The organism is Chitinophagales bacterium (assembly GCA_041392475.1).
Taxonomy (GTDB): domain Bacteria; phylum Bacteroidota; class Bacteroidia; order Chitinophagales; family UBA2359; genus JAUHXA01.
This window is the reverse complement of record JAWKLZ010000001.1, coordinates 2806484-2823202: the sequence shown is the minus strand read 5'-3', so window position 1 is coordinate 2823202 and position 16719 is coordinate 2806484. Positions and strand designations below refer to the sequence as shown.

The 16719-nt window shown below is 37.2% G+C and carries 12 protein-coding genes; 5 read left to right on the top strand and 7 right to left on the bottom strand.

Annotation, left to right across the window (positions count from 1 at the left end):
- Positions 1-134: 134 nt before the first annotated feature.
- Together R3E32_10440 and R3E32_10435 are read right to left on the bottom strand one after the other, a co-directional pair.
- Positions 135-3056, bottom strand: coding sequence for a TonB-dependent receptor (locus R3E32_10440; protein ID MEZ4885133.1), 2922 nt, complete (start codon positions 3054-3056; stop codon positions 135-137).
- Between the two features lie 384 nt (positions 3057-3440).
- A complete protein-coding gene (locus tag R3E32_10435) occupies positions 3441-4478 on the bottom strand; it encodes an SMP-30/gluconolactonase/LRE family protein (GenBank protein ID MEZ4885132.1) in 1038 nt (345 codons plus the stop codon).
- 508 nt (positions 4479-4986) lie between these two features.
- Between R3E32_10435 and R3E32_10430 the strand changes: the two genes are divergently transcribed.
- Together R3E32_10430 and R3E32_10425 are read left to right on the top strand one after the other, a co-directional pair.
- Positions 4987-6765, top strand: coding sequence for an N-6 DNA methylase (locus R3E32_10430; GenBank protein ID MEZ4885131.1), 1779 nt, complete (start codon positions 4987-4989; stop codon positions 6763-6765).
- Complete coding sequence (locus R3E32_10425) at positions 6755-7837, top strand: DNA adenine methylase (GenBank protein ID MEZ4885130.1); 1083 nt, start codon at positions 6755-6757, stop codon at positions 7835-7837. The genes R3E32_10430 and R3E32_10425 overlap by 11 nt, the downstream gene beginning before the upstream one ends.
- Here the strand turns inward: R3E32_10425 and R3E32_10420 are convergent.
- The 4 genes from R3E32_10420 to R3E32_10405 all read right to left on the bottom strand — a co-directional run bounded on the left by R3E32_10420 (position 7834) and on the right by R3E32_10405 (position 12088).
- A complete protein-coding gene (locus R3E32_10420; GenBank protein ID MEZ4885129.1) occupies positions 7834-8877 on the bottom strand; it encodes a hypothetical protein in 1044 nt (347 codons plus the stop codon). The genes R3E32_10425 and R3E32_10420 overlap by 4 nt on opposite strands.
- 37 nt (positions 8878-8914) lie before the next feature.
- Positions 8915-9691 (bottom strand): glucose 1-dehydrogenase, encoded by a 777-nt coding sequence (locus tag R3E32_10415; GenBank protein MEZ4885128.1) that lies wholly within the window; start codon positions 9689-9691, stop codon positions 8915-8917.
- Between the two features lie 101 nt (positions 9692-9792).
- Positions 9793-10974 (bottom strand): acetyl-CoA C-acyltransferase, encoded by a 1182-nt coding sequence (locus R3E32_10410; GenBank protein MEZ4885127.1) that lies wholly within the window; start codon positions 10972-10974, stop codon positions 9793-9795.
- A 289-nt stretch (positions 10975-11263) separates the two neighbouring features.
- Positions 11264-12088 carry a class II aldolase/adducin family protein gene (locus R3E32_10405; GenBank protein ID MEZ4885126.1) on the bottom strand — a complete coding sequence of 275 codons (825 nt, stop codon included), beginning with the start codon at positions 12086-12088 and terminating at the stop codon, positions 11264-11266.
- 95 nt (positions 12089-12183) lie between these two features.
- Between R3E32_10405 and R3E32_10400 the strand changes: the two genes are divergently transcribed.
- From R3E32_10400 to R3E32_10390, 3 genes are all read left to right on the top strand, one after another.
- The gene (locus tag R3E32_10400) at positions 12184-12828 is read left to right on the top strand and encodes a TetR/AcrR family transcriptional regulator (protein MEZ4885125.1); all 645 of its coding nucleotides are present in this window, start codon (positions 12184-12186) and stop codon (positions 12826-12828) included.
- A 193-nt stretch (positions 12829-13021) separates the two neighbouring features.
- Positions 13022-15022, top strand: coding sequence for a hypothetical protein (locus tag R3E32_10395; GenBank protein MEZ4885124.1), 2001 nt, complete (start codon positions 13022-13024; stop codon positions 15020-15022).
- Positions 15023-15189: 167 nt separating this feature from the next.
- Positions 15190-16341 carry an RICIN domain-containing protein gene (locus R3E32_10390; protein ID MEZ4885123.1) on the top strand — a complete coding sequence of 384 codons (1152 nt, stop codon included), beginning with the start codon at positions 15190-15192 and terminating at the stop codon, positions 16339-16341.
- A gap of 13 nt (positions 16342-16354) precedes the next feature.
- On the opposite strand, the gene R3E32_10385 is transcribed toward R3E32_10390, so the two are convergent.
- Positions 16355-16486: a hypothetical protein gene (locus R3E32_10385; protein ID MEZ4885122.1), complete on the bottom strand. Its 132-nt coding sequence runs from the start codon at positions 16484-16486 to the stop codon at positions 16355-16357.
- Positions 16487-16719: the final 233 nt, after the last annotated feature.

Sequence of the window (16719 nt, the reverse complement as noted above, 5' to 3'; positions counted from 1 at the left end):
AAATACTAAAAATGGCGGTTTTCACCTTACATTTTGCAGAATAAAAAAGCCCCTGAAAAATATTTACTTTTCAGGGGCTTAAGGAATCATTTGACTTCGAGAAAGAGGCTCTTTCGTCTAAAGTCTAACATAAACTATTTGTTTCCAAAAGTATAAGTCAATTTAGCCAATACCCTTCTACCAATTTTTGGCATGTTGGTCCAGTATCGGTATTCGTTGTTGAACAAGTTGGTAGCGGTCAAATCAACGGCAAGACCATTGGTAAATTTGTAGCCAACTGCTGCATCTATTAAGTTTCTCACTTCTGTATCTCCTGCAAATTGTCCTGCATCTGCAAAGTAAGAATCATCATGCTGAAAAGCTATGTTTCCTCTGATTCCTGACTCAGGAGTATAGGTAACACCCAAACGGTATTTGTTCTTAGGAATATTCAAATAAGTTGGCAATGCATCGCCTTCTACACCTATTACATTCTGCATAAACGAATTGGTACTAAGCCAAGAATAGTTAAAAAACGCAGACAAATCTTGATCAAAGTAGTATTCTAAGCCCAAATCTGCCCCCCAATAGTCTCTTTCATCAAAGGTACGGTATCCTGCTGCTAAGTGAGTTATTCCATTATCTGGTACTTGATCAGTTTGAGCAGTTGCATGGAAAGGCAAAGCTGCAAAAACTTGTGCCAAGGAAGCACCACCAAAAGCAGCACTAGGAGTATTGATAGCTCCGTCACCGCCTTGTGTATAAGCACCTGCAATAACTGGGGTCAGCTGTCCTGTAATAAATGCTGCTTGTCCGGCTGCTTGCGCTTCTGGTAAACCTGCACCTATTAGAGCAGCAGTCAATGCAGCTTCTAAGGGGCCGCCAGCTCCACCAACACTTGCAGAAACGGCTGTTCCCAAATCACCAGGTAGTTGATCCAAGCCAGAGAATCTATAGGCAGGGGAAATAGCAGTAAATTGAGAATTATTTTTCTCTTTAATGTAGTAAAGGTCAAATGTGACACCTAATTTGTTTGCCACCAAACCTTTGTAGCCAAATTCCCAAGTATCTTGAACTGCAATCGTCGAAATTGGAGCATCAATCAATCCCAATGGAGAGCCATTGAAGATATTGAATCCTGGAGACAACGATCCAGTTGTTCCCAAAGTTGCAGGATTGACATTATTCAATACTCCCTCAATAACAGGTATAAATGGAGCTAAATCAGGAAAACCTGCTGCTATACCAGCAGAAAGTCCAGCTACTACTTGGTCATTTACCAAAGCATAAGGAACTCCCAAAGGCAATCCTGGTGTACCTACAGGTACGTCAGGAAGCGCACCATTGAACCAAGAAATCATACCATTGTTAAAGGTTTGTGGTGTTTTGTTGCCATACAACCAAATATCAAAAGAACGAGGAATGATAGTGGACAATGGGAAGTCAATGTTCAATTGAAGATTGGAAACTGTAGAGTTTGCTTGGTTGTAAGAAGCTCTGAAAGTATGTGCTGCACTTGCTTTATAAACCAAAGCTGCTCTTGGAGCAAATGCGCTCTCGTCAATAAAGTTGAATTGGTCAAAACGTCCTGCCACTACCATATCGAGTTTATCTGCCAACTTGAGTTTTCCTTGTAAGTATCCACCTATTACTGAAAAGTCGTCATCGTCTTCGTTTCTACCATAAACCAAGTTTTCGGTATCCTGTCCTGCATAACGATAGTCAAACCCTGCTGTCCAATTGGAATTCAACAAATTGGGCATATCAAAGTTGTATTGTAATTGTGCTTCCAATTGAGTTCTACCAATAGGAGAGGTGTTTCCTGTTTGGTACAGAAAGGTTGGGTTTTCATCGCTTCCGCCATCATTGTTTACAAAAAATACCTGTCCAAACAACCCACCAGCTTGTACTCTTGCTTGAGACCAAATTTCAGTTGCTTGTGCCAATCCTTCACCTTGCTCATTGTAGAAAACAGAAGAAGCTTGATTGAAACCACCAGAAACAAACACACTCAAATTATCTTTAGGTCTAAATTCTAAAGTAGCATTAGCAGACGTATTGAACCAATCATTTTGCATAGGATTGCCATCACCATCATCATCTAAGTCATCAAGCGTCAATAAGACTGTTGGTGTACCAAAAGCATCTACAATATCATTACTAATAGCTGGTTTAACGATAGTAGTCTGGAATTTTGCGATTTGTGCAGCATCATCAGGATCATTTGGGTCTAGTGTAAACTCATCTCCTCTTTGGTAACGAGCGTTGATTTTATAACCAAATTTGCCTGATTCATTTCTACCTGCATGGCGAACATTCATTCCATAGGTAGCCAATGAACCTCCTACAACTTCTACCGATGTGCCGGGAAAATCAATCGGATTTTTGGTGATGAAGTGAACTACTCCTTGTGTAACACCAGGACCATACAATGCAGAACCTGGACCACGAACAACTTCAATTCTTTGGAGGTCAATGTTACTGATACCACTGTTGTCTGTCTGGAAAGTTCCAATACCAGGGCCTACTAAACTACGGTAATCCATAATTGGGAATACCGAAGTACCAAACAAACCCGCACCGCCACGCATAGAGATGTTGATTCTATTGGCAGACTGCTGTTGGATTTGCACACCCGGCGTATTAATCAAGTTACGAGTTGGATCCGTAGCATTCGCACTGACCTCCAATTTCCGAGCAGTCAATACAGACACTGAAGCAGGAGCTTCTTGTACCTTTTCACGTTTACGAGAAGCAGAAATCACTACCTCTTGTCCAAGCATAAGACCTTCAACTAAACTGATATTTAGTTTGGTATTAGGAGCGGTAACATTGACAGTTTGTGCTTCATAGCCTACATAACTGACTTCAACCTCCCAAGGTAGAGGTTTGCTATTGGTCAAAGAAAAATTACCGTCAATGTCTGTAATGGTACCGATAGTCGTACCTTTAATAACGACATTTACCCCGATCAGGGCATCTTTAGAGTCACTATCGGTAACAGTACCTGATATAGTGGTCTGAGAAAAAGCAGGCACTGTGATAAACAGTGCGATAAGTAGTAATAAATTTCGCATCATAATGTTTGAATTTAGAATTCATTTGAATGTATTAAGAAAAATATCTTTATTTGTAGTTTGTTTAATGTTTACTTTATCAACTATTTTCTAATTTAGAAAAATATGGGTATAGAATAAATGAAAATTAAAAATACAATTCAAAATCAACTTTTTATGAGTTCGATTTTGTGAGATTATTTTGAAAATACCCCTAAGATAAGATAAGAATAGTTCCCTTCAAATATAGAAACTAAGTACAACAATACAAAGATTTGGATAAAAGATTTCAGGAGTAATAGATAAAACAACTATCTCAATGAATTTTGATTAAAAGTAGGAACAAAGTTGAAGACTACAAAAGTTTTCAACCAAGTTTTGACAAAATGGAAATTTATTTGACCTTTAGTACTTTTCGTTTTCTCTTTTTATAATCAAAAAATGTTTATCCATTACTGTACCTACAAAAAGGAATTTCCCATCAGTTGCAGCTACTGAGCTTCCTGAGGATTTTAAGCCATCATCTAACAGTGGTTTTTCTATAATATATTTGTTCTTAGATGCGTATGTTATTTTTAAAACTTCAGAAGGAGCTTTGTTTTCTTCAAAATTAGCATAAGCTGTATAGGCCATCAAACTCGGATGTGCACCAATCCACAAACCTCCATTTGTATCTATTTCGATGTTATCTACGCCTGTATTGCAATTTATATTTTCCACAAAAATTAAATTTCCATCTGCTTCAACCTCATATACTTTCACCAAAAAATCTCTCGTTGATGCGACAAACAACAAATCTCTATTTTTGTCCCAATTGATGCCATTTGCATACGCCATTCCCTTCGCAACTTCCATGAATTCTTTTCCATTGAAGTACATTACATTTGCTGTTGCCATCCCCAAATAACCTTCAGCTAATTTCCCCAGCATTGGCTTATAGAAGTGATCATTGGTAAAGTAAAACCTATCTTCTTCTACTGCAACAATGTCATTAGGACTAACCATCTTGTCATCCTTCAATGTTTCTAAGTACTTCAAACTATCGCCCTCCAAGCTAAATACTTCAATGCTGTGTTTATCCTCCACATGATTGATTACCCACAATTTGTAATGCGTTGAATCCAATTGCAGCAAAGAAATACCATGCGGGTGAAATTCTTGTTTGAAATCTCCCGAAATCAACTTTACTTCAAAAGGCTCTTTCTTCAAATCCATCCAATAAATACCCCCTTGTTTAGGCCGTCCTTTTTTGGTCGCTGCTCTATCATCAGACGAAATAAGCATGAAGTTCCCATCCTTGCTAATAGTCATGTCTTCTGCTCCCACCAAATCTATTTGCTGCGCTATCTCACCTTGCATGTAGGGGGCGATTGTACGAAAATATCCCGTAGAATGAAGGGTATAAACTACAAATGCCACGAACAATACGAATAAGAGAGTCAAAAATTGAATTAGTTTTTTCATTTTACCTTTCGCACCCTAAAAATTGATATTAAATTGATTGAGAAGAATTTAAAGTTGCATTATGGTATGCAAAGATTCAGTTTAATATGGTTGAGGTTTTGAATTATTGGGGTTTGGTATCAAATATATGCAAATAACTGAACATCTCAGGCATGATTGATGGTCAAAATCGAATAAAAATATTAAGGACTGCCAATAAAATAGTTTCCTGATTTCAGAAGTATAGATAGGGAACTTAAATTTGGCTGACATTCATAAGCATCCGTAAAGTTCTATTAGCCTTGATTATAATGGAATTATATTTTACACATAAACACGTGCATTTAGAAAATTCACACATCTATTTTTAGGAGTTACAAAAAAAAACGTTTTCCTTTATCACAAATCTTATTTTTATAAAATTATTGAATTATTTGGTATAATGAGCCTATTATTGTAAATTCGCTACTAAAATTAGTAATAATTAAAATTTAAAAACCAATTAACTTTGATAACTCATAATGTTATTGATTATCCTACCTCTTTTTATAGCAGAGAAGGGCAAAAAGAGAATGGAGTATTTTACACCCCATTATTTCTTGCTAAATATCTTATAAGGAAAGTTATCAAATATGTTGGTAATGTGGAAGAAATATCAGCGATATTAGATCCTGCTTGTGGTGATAGTGTTTTGCTTAGAAGTTTTGCTTATGAATGGTTAAAATATCAACCCAATTCTTTGCCTTCAATTTTTGGAATAGACAAAGATATAAATGCTATTTTAAGTTCTAATTCAAAATTTACAGATGAGCCTTTAGACTTATTTGATTCAAAATTTATCAATCGAGATGCCTTGTTTCCTATTACAAGAAAAAATTCTATTGAAGGCTGGGAAGAATTGAAGAATGAGTGGGAAATTGAGAATGGCTTTGACGTTGTATTAAGCAATCCACCTTGGGGAGCATCTTTGGAGGGTTATGATAATCTTGCTTTAAACTTCAATTTTACTTTAGCAAAAGGTCAATTTGATATTTATGATTTGTTTGTTGAATTAATTCTAAATCAATTGAATAAAAATGGAATTTATGGCTTGATACTTCCAGATTCTGTTTTTGGTCAAGAACATACGAATTTGCGATGTTTATTGTCTAAAAATACAACTATTCATTTAATTGCAAGATTGGGAGAAAAAATATTTCCTGAAATCAATAGAGCTTGTGTAGTTATTATAGGTAAAAATACTAAAGCAAATGAAAAGCATAAAGTAGATTGTTTTCGTTTAGAGGCAAGTTATAAGAAAAAGGTACTAATAAATGAACTATCCCTTGAAGAGGTCGAAAAAGATTTTTTGCATCAAGTTCCCCAAAGTAGGTTTAGAGAAAATGAAAACTATCTGTTTGACATTGATTTAAAGATAATAGAGGAAACGATTTTTAATAAGATAGAAAAAGAAAGTTCACCTCTAAAAACTTATATAAAGAGTACAAGAGGGGCTGAAATTTCCAAGAAGGGAATTGTTTATCAATGTCCAAATTGCAACTTATGGATGCCTTACCCAAAATCAAAAATTCCCAAATGTAGCAATTGCAAGTCTGCCTTAAATCTGGAAAATGCTGATTCCGAAAAAATTATACTCAATCACAATGGCATTGGAAATGTCAAATTGAAGGTTGGGGAAGATTTATTTCGTTTTACTTCTCTTTCTAAAAGTTGGATAAATACCCTCAAAAAAGGGATCAACTATAAAAAAATGAGTATCTATGAGGGAGATAAGATTTTGGTGCGAAAAACGGGCGTAGGAATCACTGCAAGCATGGATTATGAAAATGCTATTACCAATCAAGTTGTTTACATTTTGAAGCTGAATCCATTTTTTGAAACAAAACTTTCCTTAGAATTTGTTTTAGCCATCCTCAATTCAAGGGCTATGACCTATTATTTAATCAAAAAATATGGTGAGAATCAATGGAGAAGCCATCCCTACTTGACACAAACAATGGTCGGGAATCTGCCTTTTCCAAAAATAGATTTGAAGAATGAAAAGATTCAAAAAACAATAAATCAGGTGACAAAGTTGGTAAGAAATGAAGTGATTGATTCTAAAGAAAAAAATATTCCCCTAAAAATTGATTTACAAATTGAAAAAATAGTTGCTCAGTTATTTGGATTGGATAAAGATGATTACAAAACAATTTTTAAAACACTTACTTCTTCTGAACAATTGATTCCTATCAAACGGCTCTTGAATTGTAGTGTAAACGACATATTTAAAACCAATGGGGTATAGATACATCGGTTCTAAAGATAAACTTTCTGATATTATTATTTCAGAAATTAAAATCAAGAAAAAGAACGCTAAACACATTATTGATTTGATGGCAGGAACAGGACTTTTTTCATTGGCACTTCGTGAAAATGGCTTTCAGGTTTCAGCTGCAGATATGATGACCTACTCTTTTCACCACTTAAATGTTCATTTGTTTTTAAGTGAAACTCCTCAATTTGAAGGTATTGAAGCCATAAAAGAAATCAAGGATTGTAAAACTCAAAATTTATTTGGTAGCACAAGTAATTATGAAACGGTTTTAAATTATTTGAATAATCTAAAACCCCAAAAAGGTTATTTTTACAAAGAATTTAGCCCCGAAGGAATCCCCTCAAATACAACCAAACCCCGAAAATACTTTACTTCAAAAAACGCTGCAAAAATTGATGCAATCAGAAAAGAAATCAAATGTCTTCGTAAAAAGAATATGATAACAGATTATGAGCATTCTCTTTTATTGCATGATTTAATTATGGCAGCAAATGATATTGCAAATATAGCGGGAACTTATGGGCATTATTTATCCAAATTCGTAAAGAGAGCCAATTCTTCTATCTTGCTTCAACCAGCCTCCTTTTCAGATATTGGCAAATTAGATGGACACCAAGTTTTTAAAGGTTATGCAGAAGATATTGCCAGTCAACTGTATGGCGATGTATGTTATATTGACCCACCTTACATAAAGCGGCAGTATGCTGCAAATTACCACGTACTTGAAACACTTGCTAGAGAAGATGAGCCAGAAGCGATAGGAGATAGTGGGCTTCGACCTTGGAGAGACCAGTATTCAAATTTCTGTTCTAAGGTTAAAATCCGAGGTTCTTTTGATAAAATTCTAAGACAAGTAAACTGTGACGATTTTCTTATCAGTTACAGCGAAGATGGTTTATTGCACATTGACGAATTGGTTGATTTTTTGTCAAGTTACGGCATCGTTACCAAGAAGAATATTGAATACAAGCGTTTCAAAAGCAATAATAGTAAGAAGAAGACAACTTTAAATGAGTTTTTAATTCACCTACATCGAAATTAATCTTCCAAAGATTTATCAACTGTTTTGAGGTGTTCGGGATGCCAAATGATTTCGTACTGTGTTCCATTGATTTTGATGGGGAGGCGGTTATCCTTGATTTTCGACAAGTCAATAGGTGACACATTAGCGTAATGCAACATTTTGTGAATCAAGGGACTCACCACAATCGCATTTGCATAGGAATCCGAACCATTTTCTCCCAAAGGAATCAAGTGGTGAACTTCAGAATACCATTCTCCGCTTTTCTTTTTAAAAGTAAGTGATGTTCCCGAAATTTGGCAATGTCCTTTGTACAGTTTTTTCAGATTTGCAACTATTTTATTATTCCTCTGCCGAATTTTTAAAACCTTTTCTCTAATCTCTGGAACTTCAATAAAATCAGCAATATCAAGCTTGGGAGAAGTGTCTTGGTTTAGCAAATCTTCTTCTGCATCCTCCTCTGTTTTTAGAAGATTTCTAATGGTCTTTGCATCAAAATAAAATGCCCAGTCTTTGTTTTCAGTATCAAGCAATAATTTAGAGGTAAACTCGATGTAACCAGCATCTTCCTCAAACATCCTTTTGAGAGCATCATTTATTTGCCAGTTTCGGGGAATGTCGTTTTTCAAAAACCAACCAGCCCAATATTCCCCATCTATCGTTTTAGCAATGTAAACAACAAGGTTGTCAATATTGGGATTGTAGTCAACGGGAAATGAACTGTCAGGATGCCATGAAGCTATCCTATTCGACTTTTTGCTGTGAATCTTTTGAGAAGCAATGCTTACAGAAGCAGCCCTTCGTTGGTAAATTCTTAACTTTTGAGATTTTTTTATCCCCAAACTGTTTACAGTAAAATCCCATTGAGGTCTATCCCTTGTGCCAATCCCTGTTTCTTGTCCAAGAAAATCAAACCATTTTTGAAGTGGAATATTTCTAGTGGGGAAATCAATATAAGACTGACCACCACCGCCTTTTTCCTCTCCACCAGTTTTATTGATGTGACGAAAATCAGCATAGGTCATTCGCCTAAAAACCAAGCTGTCCACTCTTTTTTCCATTGAATTAGTAATTTTAGATGACTAATGTTTTCCCAAATTACCCTGCAATCATGTGACCTCCATCAGCCGTAAAAACTCCGCCTGTAGTGTAACTCGACGCATCCGAAGCCAAGAACAAAGCCAGCCCAGCCATTTCATCGGGTTGCGCCATACGGCCTGCGGGTAAGTGTTTTTCGACTTGCTTCAAAATAGCCTCATTTTGCCAAAGAGCCGAGCTAAATTTGGTTTGAATCAGACCAGGACAAAGCGCATTGGAGCGAATTCCATCCTTACCCCATTCCTTAGCTTGGTTTTGGGTAAGCATAATCATTGCCGCCTTGCTCACGCTGTACATCCCCAAACCAAAAGAAGGTTTCATTCCTTCAACTGAAGCAATGTTGATGACCGAACCACCACCTCGACTTTTCATACTTGAATAGCACATATTGGCCAACAACATACACGCTTTTACATTGATATTCATTATTTTGTCAAATAATTCTCCCGTTGCATTTACTATTGGGCCATAGACAGGATTCGTTGCAGCATTGTTCACCAAGATGTCGACACCACCATAGACTTCAATGGTTTTGTTCACCAGATTTTGCAGTTGATCTTCTCGACCGACATGGCAAGCAATTCCCCTAGCCTCCAAACCGTCTGCTTTGAAGCTATCTGCAACTGCGTCCACAGATGCTTGATTGCGACTACTTACCACGACTTTTGCGCCAAATTCAGCCAAACCTCTTGCGATGGATTCACCTATACCTTTTGAAGCACCTGTCACAATTGCTACTTTTCCTTCCAGATTGAATTGATTTTTTACTCTGTTCATTTGTCTTTTTTTTAGAAGTGAGAAGTAGGATAAAAGACGCAATATTAAAAATTTATATTATATTTTTTTGTCTTGCGTCTTATGTCTTACGTCTTAAAAATTCAATAAACTTCAAACAATCCCGCAGCTCCCATACCCCCGCCTACACACATCGTACAGACTACGTATTTTGCGCCCCGTCTTTTGCCTTCAATCAGTGCATGACCGACCATTCTCGAACCCGTCATGCCGTAAGGGTGTCCAATCGAAATCGCTCCACCGTTCACATTCAACAATTCATCTGGAATACCCAAGCGGTCTCTGCAATAAATCACCTGCACTGCAAAAGCCTCGTTCAATTCCCACAAACCAATGTCGCTTACCTTCAAACCGTGTTGTTTCAACAATTTCGGCACTGCAAAAACAGGTCCAATGCCCATTTCGTCTGGTTCGCAACCTGCAACAGCCATTCCACGATATGCACCCAAAGGCTTCAATCCTTGCTGCTCGGCTAATTTGCTGTCCATCAACACACAAGCAGAAGCTCCATCCGACAATTGACTGGCATTTCCCGCAGTAATCGTACCGCCTTCATTCACCAAACGAAGCCCTTGAAGTCCTTCAAGCGTTGTGCTTGGACGGTTTCCTTCGTCTTTAGCAAGCGTCACTTCATGAAAAGAAATTTCCTTGGTTTCCTTGTTCATCACACCCATATTTGCAGTGACGGGCACTATTTCATCGTCAAATTTTCCTGCAACTTGAGCCGCAGCCGTTCTTTGCTGACTTTGAAAGCCATATTCGTCCTGTGCATCTCGGCTGATGTTGTAGCGTTTTGCTACGATTTCTGCCGTTTGAAGCATAGGCATGTAAATAGCAGAATATTTGGCTACCAAAGCTTTGTCCACCATTCGATAGCGGTTCATGTGTTCGTTTTGTACCAAACTAATGGACTCCAATCCACCTCCGACAACGATTTGCATGCCATCTACCATGATTTGTTTGGCTGCCGTAGCAATGGCCATCATGCCTGAAGAACATTGACGGTCAATACTCATCCCTGCAACTGTGACTGGCAGCCCGCCTGCTAATCCCGCCAAACGTCCTATATTGGGACTGGCACTTCCTTGTGGCATGGCGCAACCCATGATGCAATCGTCCACCATTGCAGGATTGATGCCCGCTTTTTTGATGGCTGCTTCAATAGCCCATCCACCCAAAGTAGGAACTTGTGTGTTGTTGAATGTACCTCGGTAGGCCTTGCCGATGCCTGTACGTGCGGTAGATACTATTACTGCTTCTCTCATATTGTTATTTTTTTTAAAAAAATAATTGTTTGTTTTGAAGGTTGAATGGCATTAGTTGATTGAATACCTAACGAACTATTACAGTGATTAGTAAATTAGTGATTAGTTTTTAAAACTATTAATTGTCAGTTCTTTGTGCAAAAAATGAGTGGCCACCTATCTGGTTTATGTTGTATTAGTGATGTTATTTTATGAAACATAAGCGATTCTATACAAGTATTACATCTAACCATCTAACCATCTAACCATCTAACCATCTAACCATCTAACCATCTAACCATCTAACCATCTAACCATCTAACACATCTTCCGCTACTTTTGGCGCTGGAACATCCATAAAATCAGGTTGTTGTCGACATATATCTTGCCACAAAGGTTGAAAGCTAAAAAAGCCTGCAATGGGGAAACCGATTTCATGGTCACGGGTTTTCAAAGCCGTTTCGTGGCCTATTTTTATGATATGGTTACCTGTTGATTCGGCTAAAATTTGAGATTGACAGCATCTTTCCATGCTAATGAACCACCAAGCTGTTTCTTCAACACTGTGTCCAACAGTTAGCAATCCATGATTTTGCAGAATAACGGCTTTTTTATCACCCAAAGCTTCACCAATTCTGGCACCTTCACTCGAATCATTGACTACCCCTGTATAATCATCAAATAGTCCGTGATCGTGGTAAAAAGCACAAGAATCTTGGGTAATTGGATCTAATAAACGTCCGAAAGTGGACCAAGTTTTGCCGTAAATCGAATGTGCATGTGCTGCTGCAATCACGTCTGGGCGGGCTTTGTGTACTTCGGAGTGAATGGCAAAAGCTGCTTTGTTCAAAAATTTGTGCTTTCCTGCAATGATTTCACCTTCCTCATTGACGAGAATAAGATCGGATATTTTGATTTGATTGAAGGACAAACCGAATGGATTGACCCAAAAACAATCGGTATGCTCTGGGTCACGAACAGTGATGTGTCCTGCTACTCCTTCCGAAAAACCAAATTTGCCGAATATACGGTAAGCACCTGCTAATCTGCTTTTTCGGTAGTAACGCTCTGCTTCTAAACTGTCAAATTGAGGGATGATACCTGCGGGTAATTGAATTGGAGGGTTTTTGACCATGATTGTTTGTTTTTAGTGTGTTGAAGATATGCAAATTTAGTACAAAAATACTAAAAAAATTGCTTCGTTGAAGGCTAAACTTTACTTTTGTGAGGATGAAAGGAACGAAAAAAAATATTATTCAAACGGCGATTGATTTGTTCAATCAGAGAGGAGTCGGCAATGTTCGTGTGCGTGACATTGCAGATGCGGCGGAACTAAGCCCAGGTAACTTGACCTATCATTTTAAGACCAAAAAAGACATCATAGATTCGGTGTATCGTTATATGTTGAAGCAATTGAGTGAGATAAAAAAAGTTTTTTTGAAGTCTTCTAATGCGGTGACGATTACCAAAGATTACCTCAAATTTCAACTTCAATTTCGCTTTTTTTATCGTGATATTTTGGAGATTATCCACCTTTATCCAGAAATCAAAGACTCTTTCAAAGAACAAATATTTCATCTTATTCGCTTCAATAGAAAGGTATTGTATGTAGGAGTGGACATGGGTTATTTGATTGAAGAACCTTCCGAGGGACTCTACGATTCGTTGGCGAGAAATTCGTGGGCAATTCAAAATTCTTGGCTCTTAGCACGAGAAATTTTGGGGGAAGAGACGATTAGCATTGCAGGAGGAGTAAAGTCAATCATGGATTTACATTATCCTTATTTGACCGAAAAAGGAAGGGCTTTTTACTACCACACGAAAGAAGAATTGAAGCAATGGGTAGAGTCAGAGATATTGGAAATGGATAATTAAAGAAATTTAGAAAAAATACATTTTTTTTGAGGTTTTTGTCGGAAACTTAATTCGCAATTCGTCTAATTGGTTTGGAGACTGAAATGGATTTTGGGTAGCTAAAATGCAATATTTAGTGGTTATTTCCTTATCTTTAATTTCTGATTGCAACTACTCCCACCATTTTTTTTAATACTCCTTAAATCTCAACTACATGAATCGCATCAAAACTTTTTTTGTGCTGTTGGTTATTACTTGCAGCTTTCTAACATTTGCTCCTAAAGACAGTCTTGCTCAAAAGCCAAAAGCAGATGTGTTTACCAAACCGCTTAAAGCCTACAATCCTACGAGTAAAATAAAGTCAAACGTAGTGAATGGGATGAATGTCAATTATCTGGAGTTTGGTCAAAACAGCAAGATATTGGGTGTTTATCAACAAATTGGCGAAAAAACTTGGCAAGAAACTGGAGTAGCAAAAGGTGCATCGAGTTTTAGGTTTGAAGAAGTCAATCGTGATGAGTGGTCTGTTTATTTGCAAGATATATCCCGTAGCACCTACATTCAATTGGATTTGCATACCAAAAAAGTGATGTACGGTGGTGAAGCAAACCAAGCAAAACGCCCTTTGTACGACATCTTGAACGTGGCTGTCAAGCCTCCTACCAAACCGTATCAACCAGAAGGTAAACCAAATATAGAATTGGTCAATGGTAAGAATGTAAATTATGTAGAATTTGGTCGAAATGGTGCGCAGTTAGGTGTTTACAGGCAAGTAGCTGCAAAATCATGGAAGGAAATAGGTTCTGCAAAAGGTGCTGGCACATTTGAATTTAGAGAAATGAACCGAGATGAATGGTCTGTTTATTTGAAGGATGAAGGACGAAATGTAGCTATTCAACTGGATTTACACACCAAAAAAGTAATGTACAGCGATGCAAGAAATCAGCAAAAACAACCTTTGTATGAAATTATGAATGTATCGGCTAAAGTAAACGGTTGGCTTGTTCAAGAAGTTACTTTTGAAAATAACGGTGGTGCAAAAGGAAAATTTATTCAAAAAGACGGCAAAGGTTGGATTGAAGTAGATTTATTGGATGGACAAACCAAGTTTAATTTTGTGGAAGAGCAAAGGGATGATTGGTCGGTCTATCTTTTTGACAAATCTCGAAACGCTCATGTACAACTGGATTTACACACTAGAATCGTGTCTTTTGCTACTGGAACAGAAAAAAAATATCCGATTTATAAAATTGTGGATGCAAAAAGTGTGAAAGAATCAGAACCCTATACGCCTAATACGAATCCTACACAACCCACTATTCGCCCACCTGTTCCACAAGTTTTTAGCCACGTTTCGACCAAAACAAATACAATCGGTAATTCTACGATACTTGATAATAGGGAAACAAATAATAATCAAAATGCCATTGTTTTCATCACTCCCAACTGGAAATCTCCTTACAATCCAACCACCGTAGGCGTGTATTGGCACAACGACAAATGGAGGATATTTAACCAAGATCGCACAAAGAATATTCCAGAAGACTATCGCTTCAATGTATTGGCGTATCCAAATGCAGGCCCTAATGTGTTTGTTCACAAAGCCACCAAAGAAAATATTTTTGGCTCCAAACAACACATTACACGCATCAAACATCCTTACAGTGACGGAGATAGAGATGCAAAATTAATTGTCACGCAAAATTATGGTGATAATGCCAAAGGTGTTTACAACAATCATCCAATTGGGGTTTACTACGAGAAAGGTTTTTGGACAATTTTCAATCAAGATATGACTCCAATGCCTGAGAATGCCCAATTTAATGTGTTGATTTTGAAGAAAAGCGAAGATGTTGGATTGAAGGGCGCAAGTCTTTTGAACCATAAATCGACTAAGGACAAACTTTTGAAGGGCTATCAACACGTATCTGTGATGGAAAATACTGCGACAAATGGAGATTCAAATCTGTTGATTTTTATAACTTCAAGTTGGAATACAAGTGTTTACAACAAGCACAATTCAGGTGTGTATTATCATAGCGATAAATGGACGGTATATAACTGTGATAAAGAAGCCCTGTCCGAAAATGCCTACTTCAATGTCTTGGTGATAGACCCTACAAAAATGAATAATCAGGTGATTGAGCAGAAAAGCAATACGATACAAAAATTCAACAACAATAGTATCAACAACAAAACCAAAATCAATAATTAGTGGAAGTTGTAGAATGAAAGACATAGGCATAAAAGCCAATGGTTTATATGCTGCTTTGATTCTGCTCTCTATTCTTTTAATGATTCTTTGACAAATGCCGTGAAAGGACTTCCTAAGCCTTTGTTCTCTCCAAGAGAATTTTAATTAAACATTAAAACCTACAAAACATGAAATTAACAAATTCTTTTTTCTTGCATTTACTCACCCTACTCACTTTAGGCCTTGGTATATTTTCCAGTTTATTGGTTGCACAAAACAATGATAATCCAATAGATCCCAGTTATTGGTATCGGCTCACCAATATGTGGCAAGGTGATGACTTGGCCTTAGATATTGTGAATGATGGAAAATGTAACTGCCAACTTCAATTGGCGAAAACAGCAAATGTAAGCGGTCAATATTGGAAATTGACTCCTGTACAAGATGGATGGTACAAACTAACGACTGCTTTTCAGAAAGAAGATAAATGTTTGGACATTGTAAACGATGGTCAAAACAACCGCCCTCAACTAGCTAAAAGTGGTAATTACAGTGGACAATATTGGCGGATAGTACCTACAAATGATGGTTTTTTTCAACTCTATACCATGTGGCAAACCGAGAATAAAGTATTGGATGTGATGAACGATGGTAAAAACACTGTATTGTTGGGAGAAAAAAAAGGATACAGTGGACAGTTTTGGAAACTGACAAAAATTCGCCCGATTCAGTCAGAAATGGCGGATAATAGAAGAAAGTCTTCAAATTCTTCCACTGCTGCAGATGCTAATAAGCAAACAAACGGCCGTATCAATGCGCCATCTCGAAACAATACTAGAGGAAATAGTGATGTTAGAACTACGAATGCAGCACAAAAAGCAAGTCAGCAAAAACAACCCAATCTTTTGAATGCAGAATCATTTAGAGGCGGCAATGTGGAAATTGCCGCAGCGATAGCTCCAAAAAATACTTTACTCACTGGTACACAACTAAAATTGAGTGCACCTCCTTCAGATTGGGAAGCCTTCGATCAACCTATCAGGTTGAGGCTATTGGAATCAATTGTCATCAATGGTGAAGAATTGTTACATCGAGGTACATACGTTCAGGCCAATGTGAGTAGTACCAACAACAACCAAAACCCAAGTGAAGTTTCGGTAAAATTGCTTGCAATTGAAACGTCAGAAGGGTTGGTTAACATCAAAACAAATGATATAAAGGTGAGTAAGTTTAATAATAAGTCCTTCGACCTGTTGTATCTTGGTTCAGATGGAAACTTTGAAGTGCCTATCGAAACGGGAATCTATATTCAAGAAAATGTTCCGTTGAATTTGAAGTAAAACAATTGATCTTTCAATAACTTTGTAAGATGACAAACGCCGTAAGTTCTCTAAACTTGCGGCGTTTGTCGTTGAAAATGAATGATTCTCCAAAGAAAGAAGGAGTAATATTAAGCACCGCCATTGTTACCAAAGGCAATCGCATGACGGCGCTGTTGTGCCTTAAGCGTGCTGCACAAACAGATTGCTTAAAGAGAAATATTTTTGGGTGAATTTGTATGTTAATAATTGGAGTTGTGACAAAGATTTCCTATTTCTACCTACGAAAACCTTGACTATAAGGTTTCATTCAATGATGGTTCGTTTGTTAATGAATTGTTAAAGACTTGAAAATCTATTTTTTAGCGTTTTTTTAGATTAAGTTTGTAGATTGCTTGC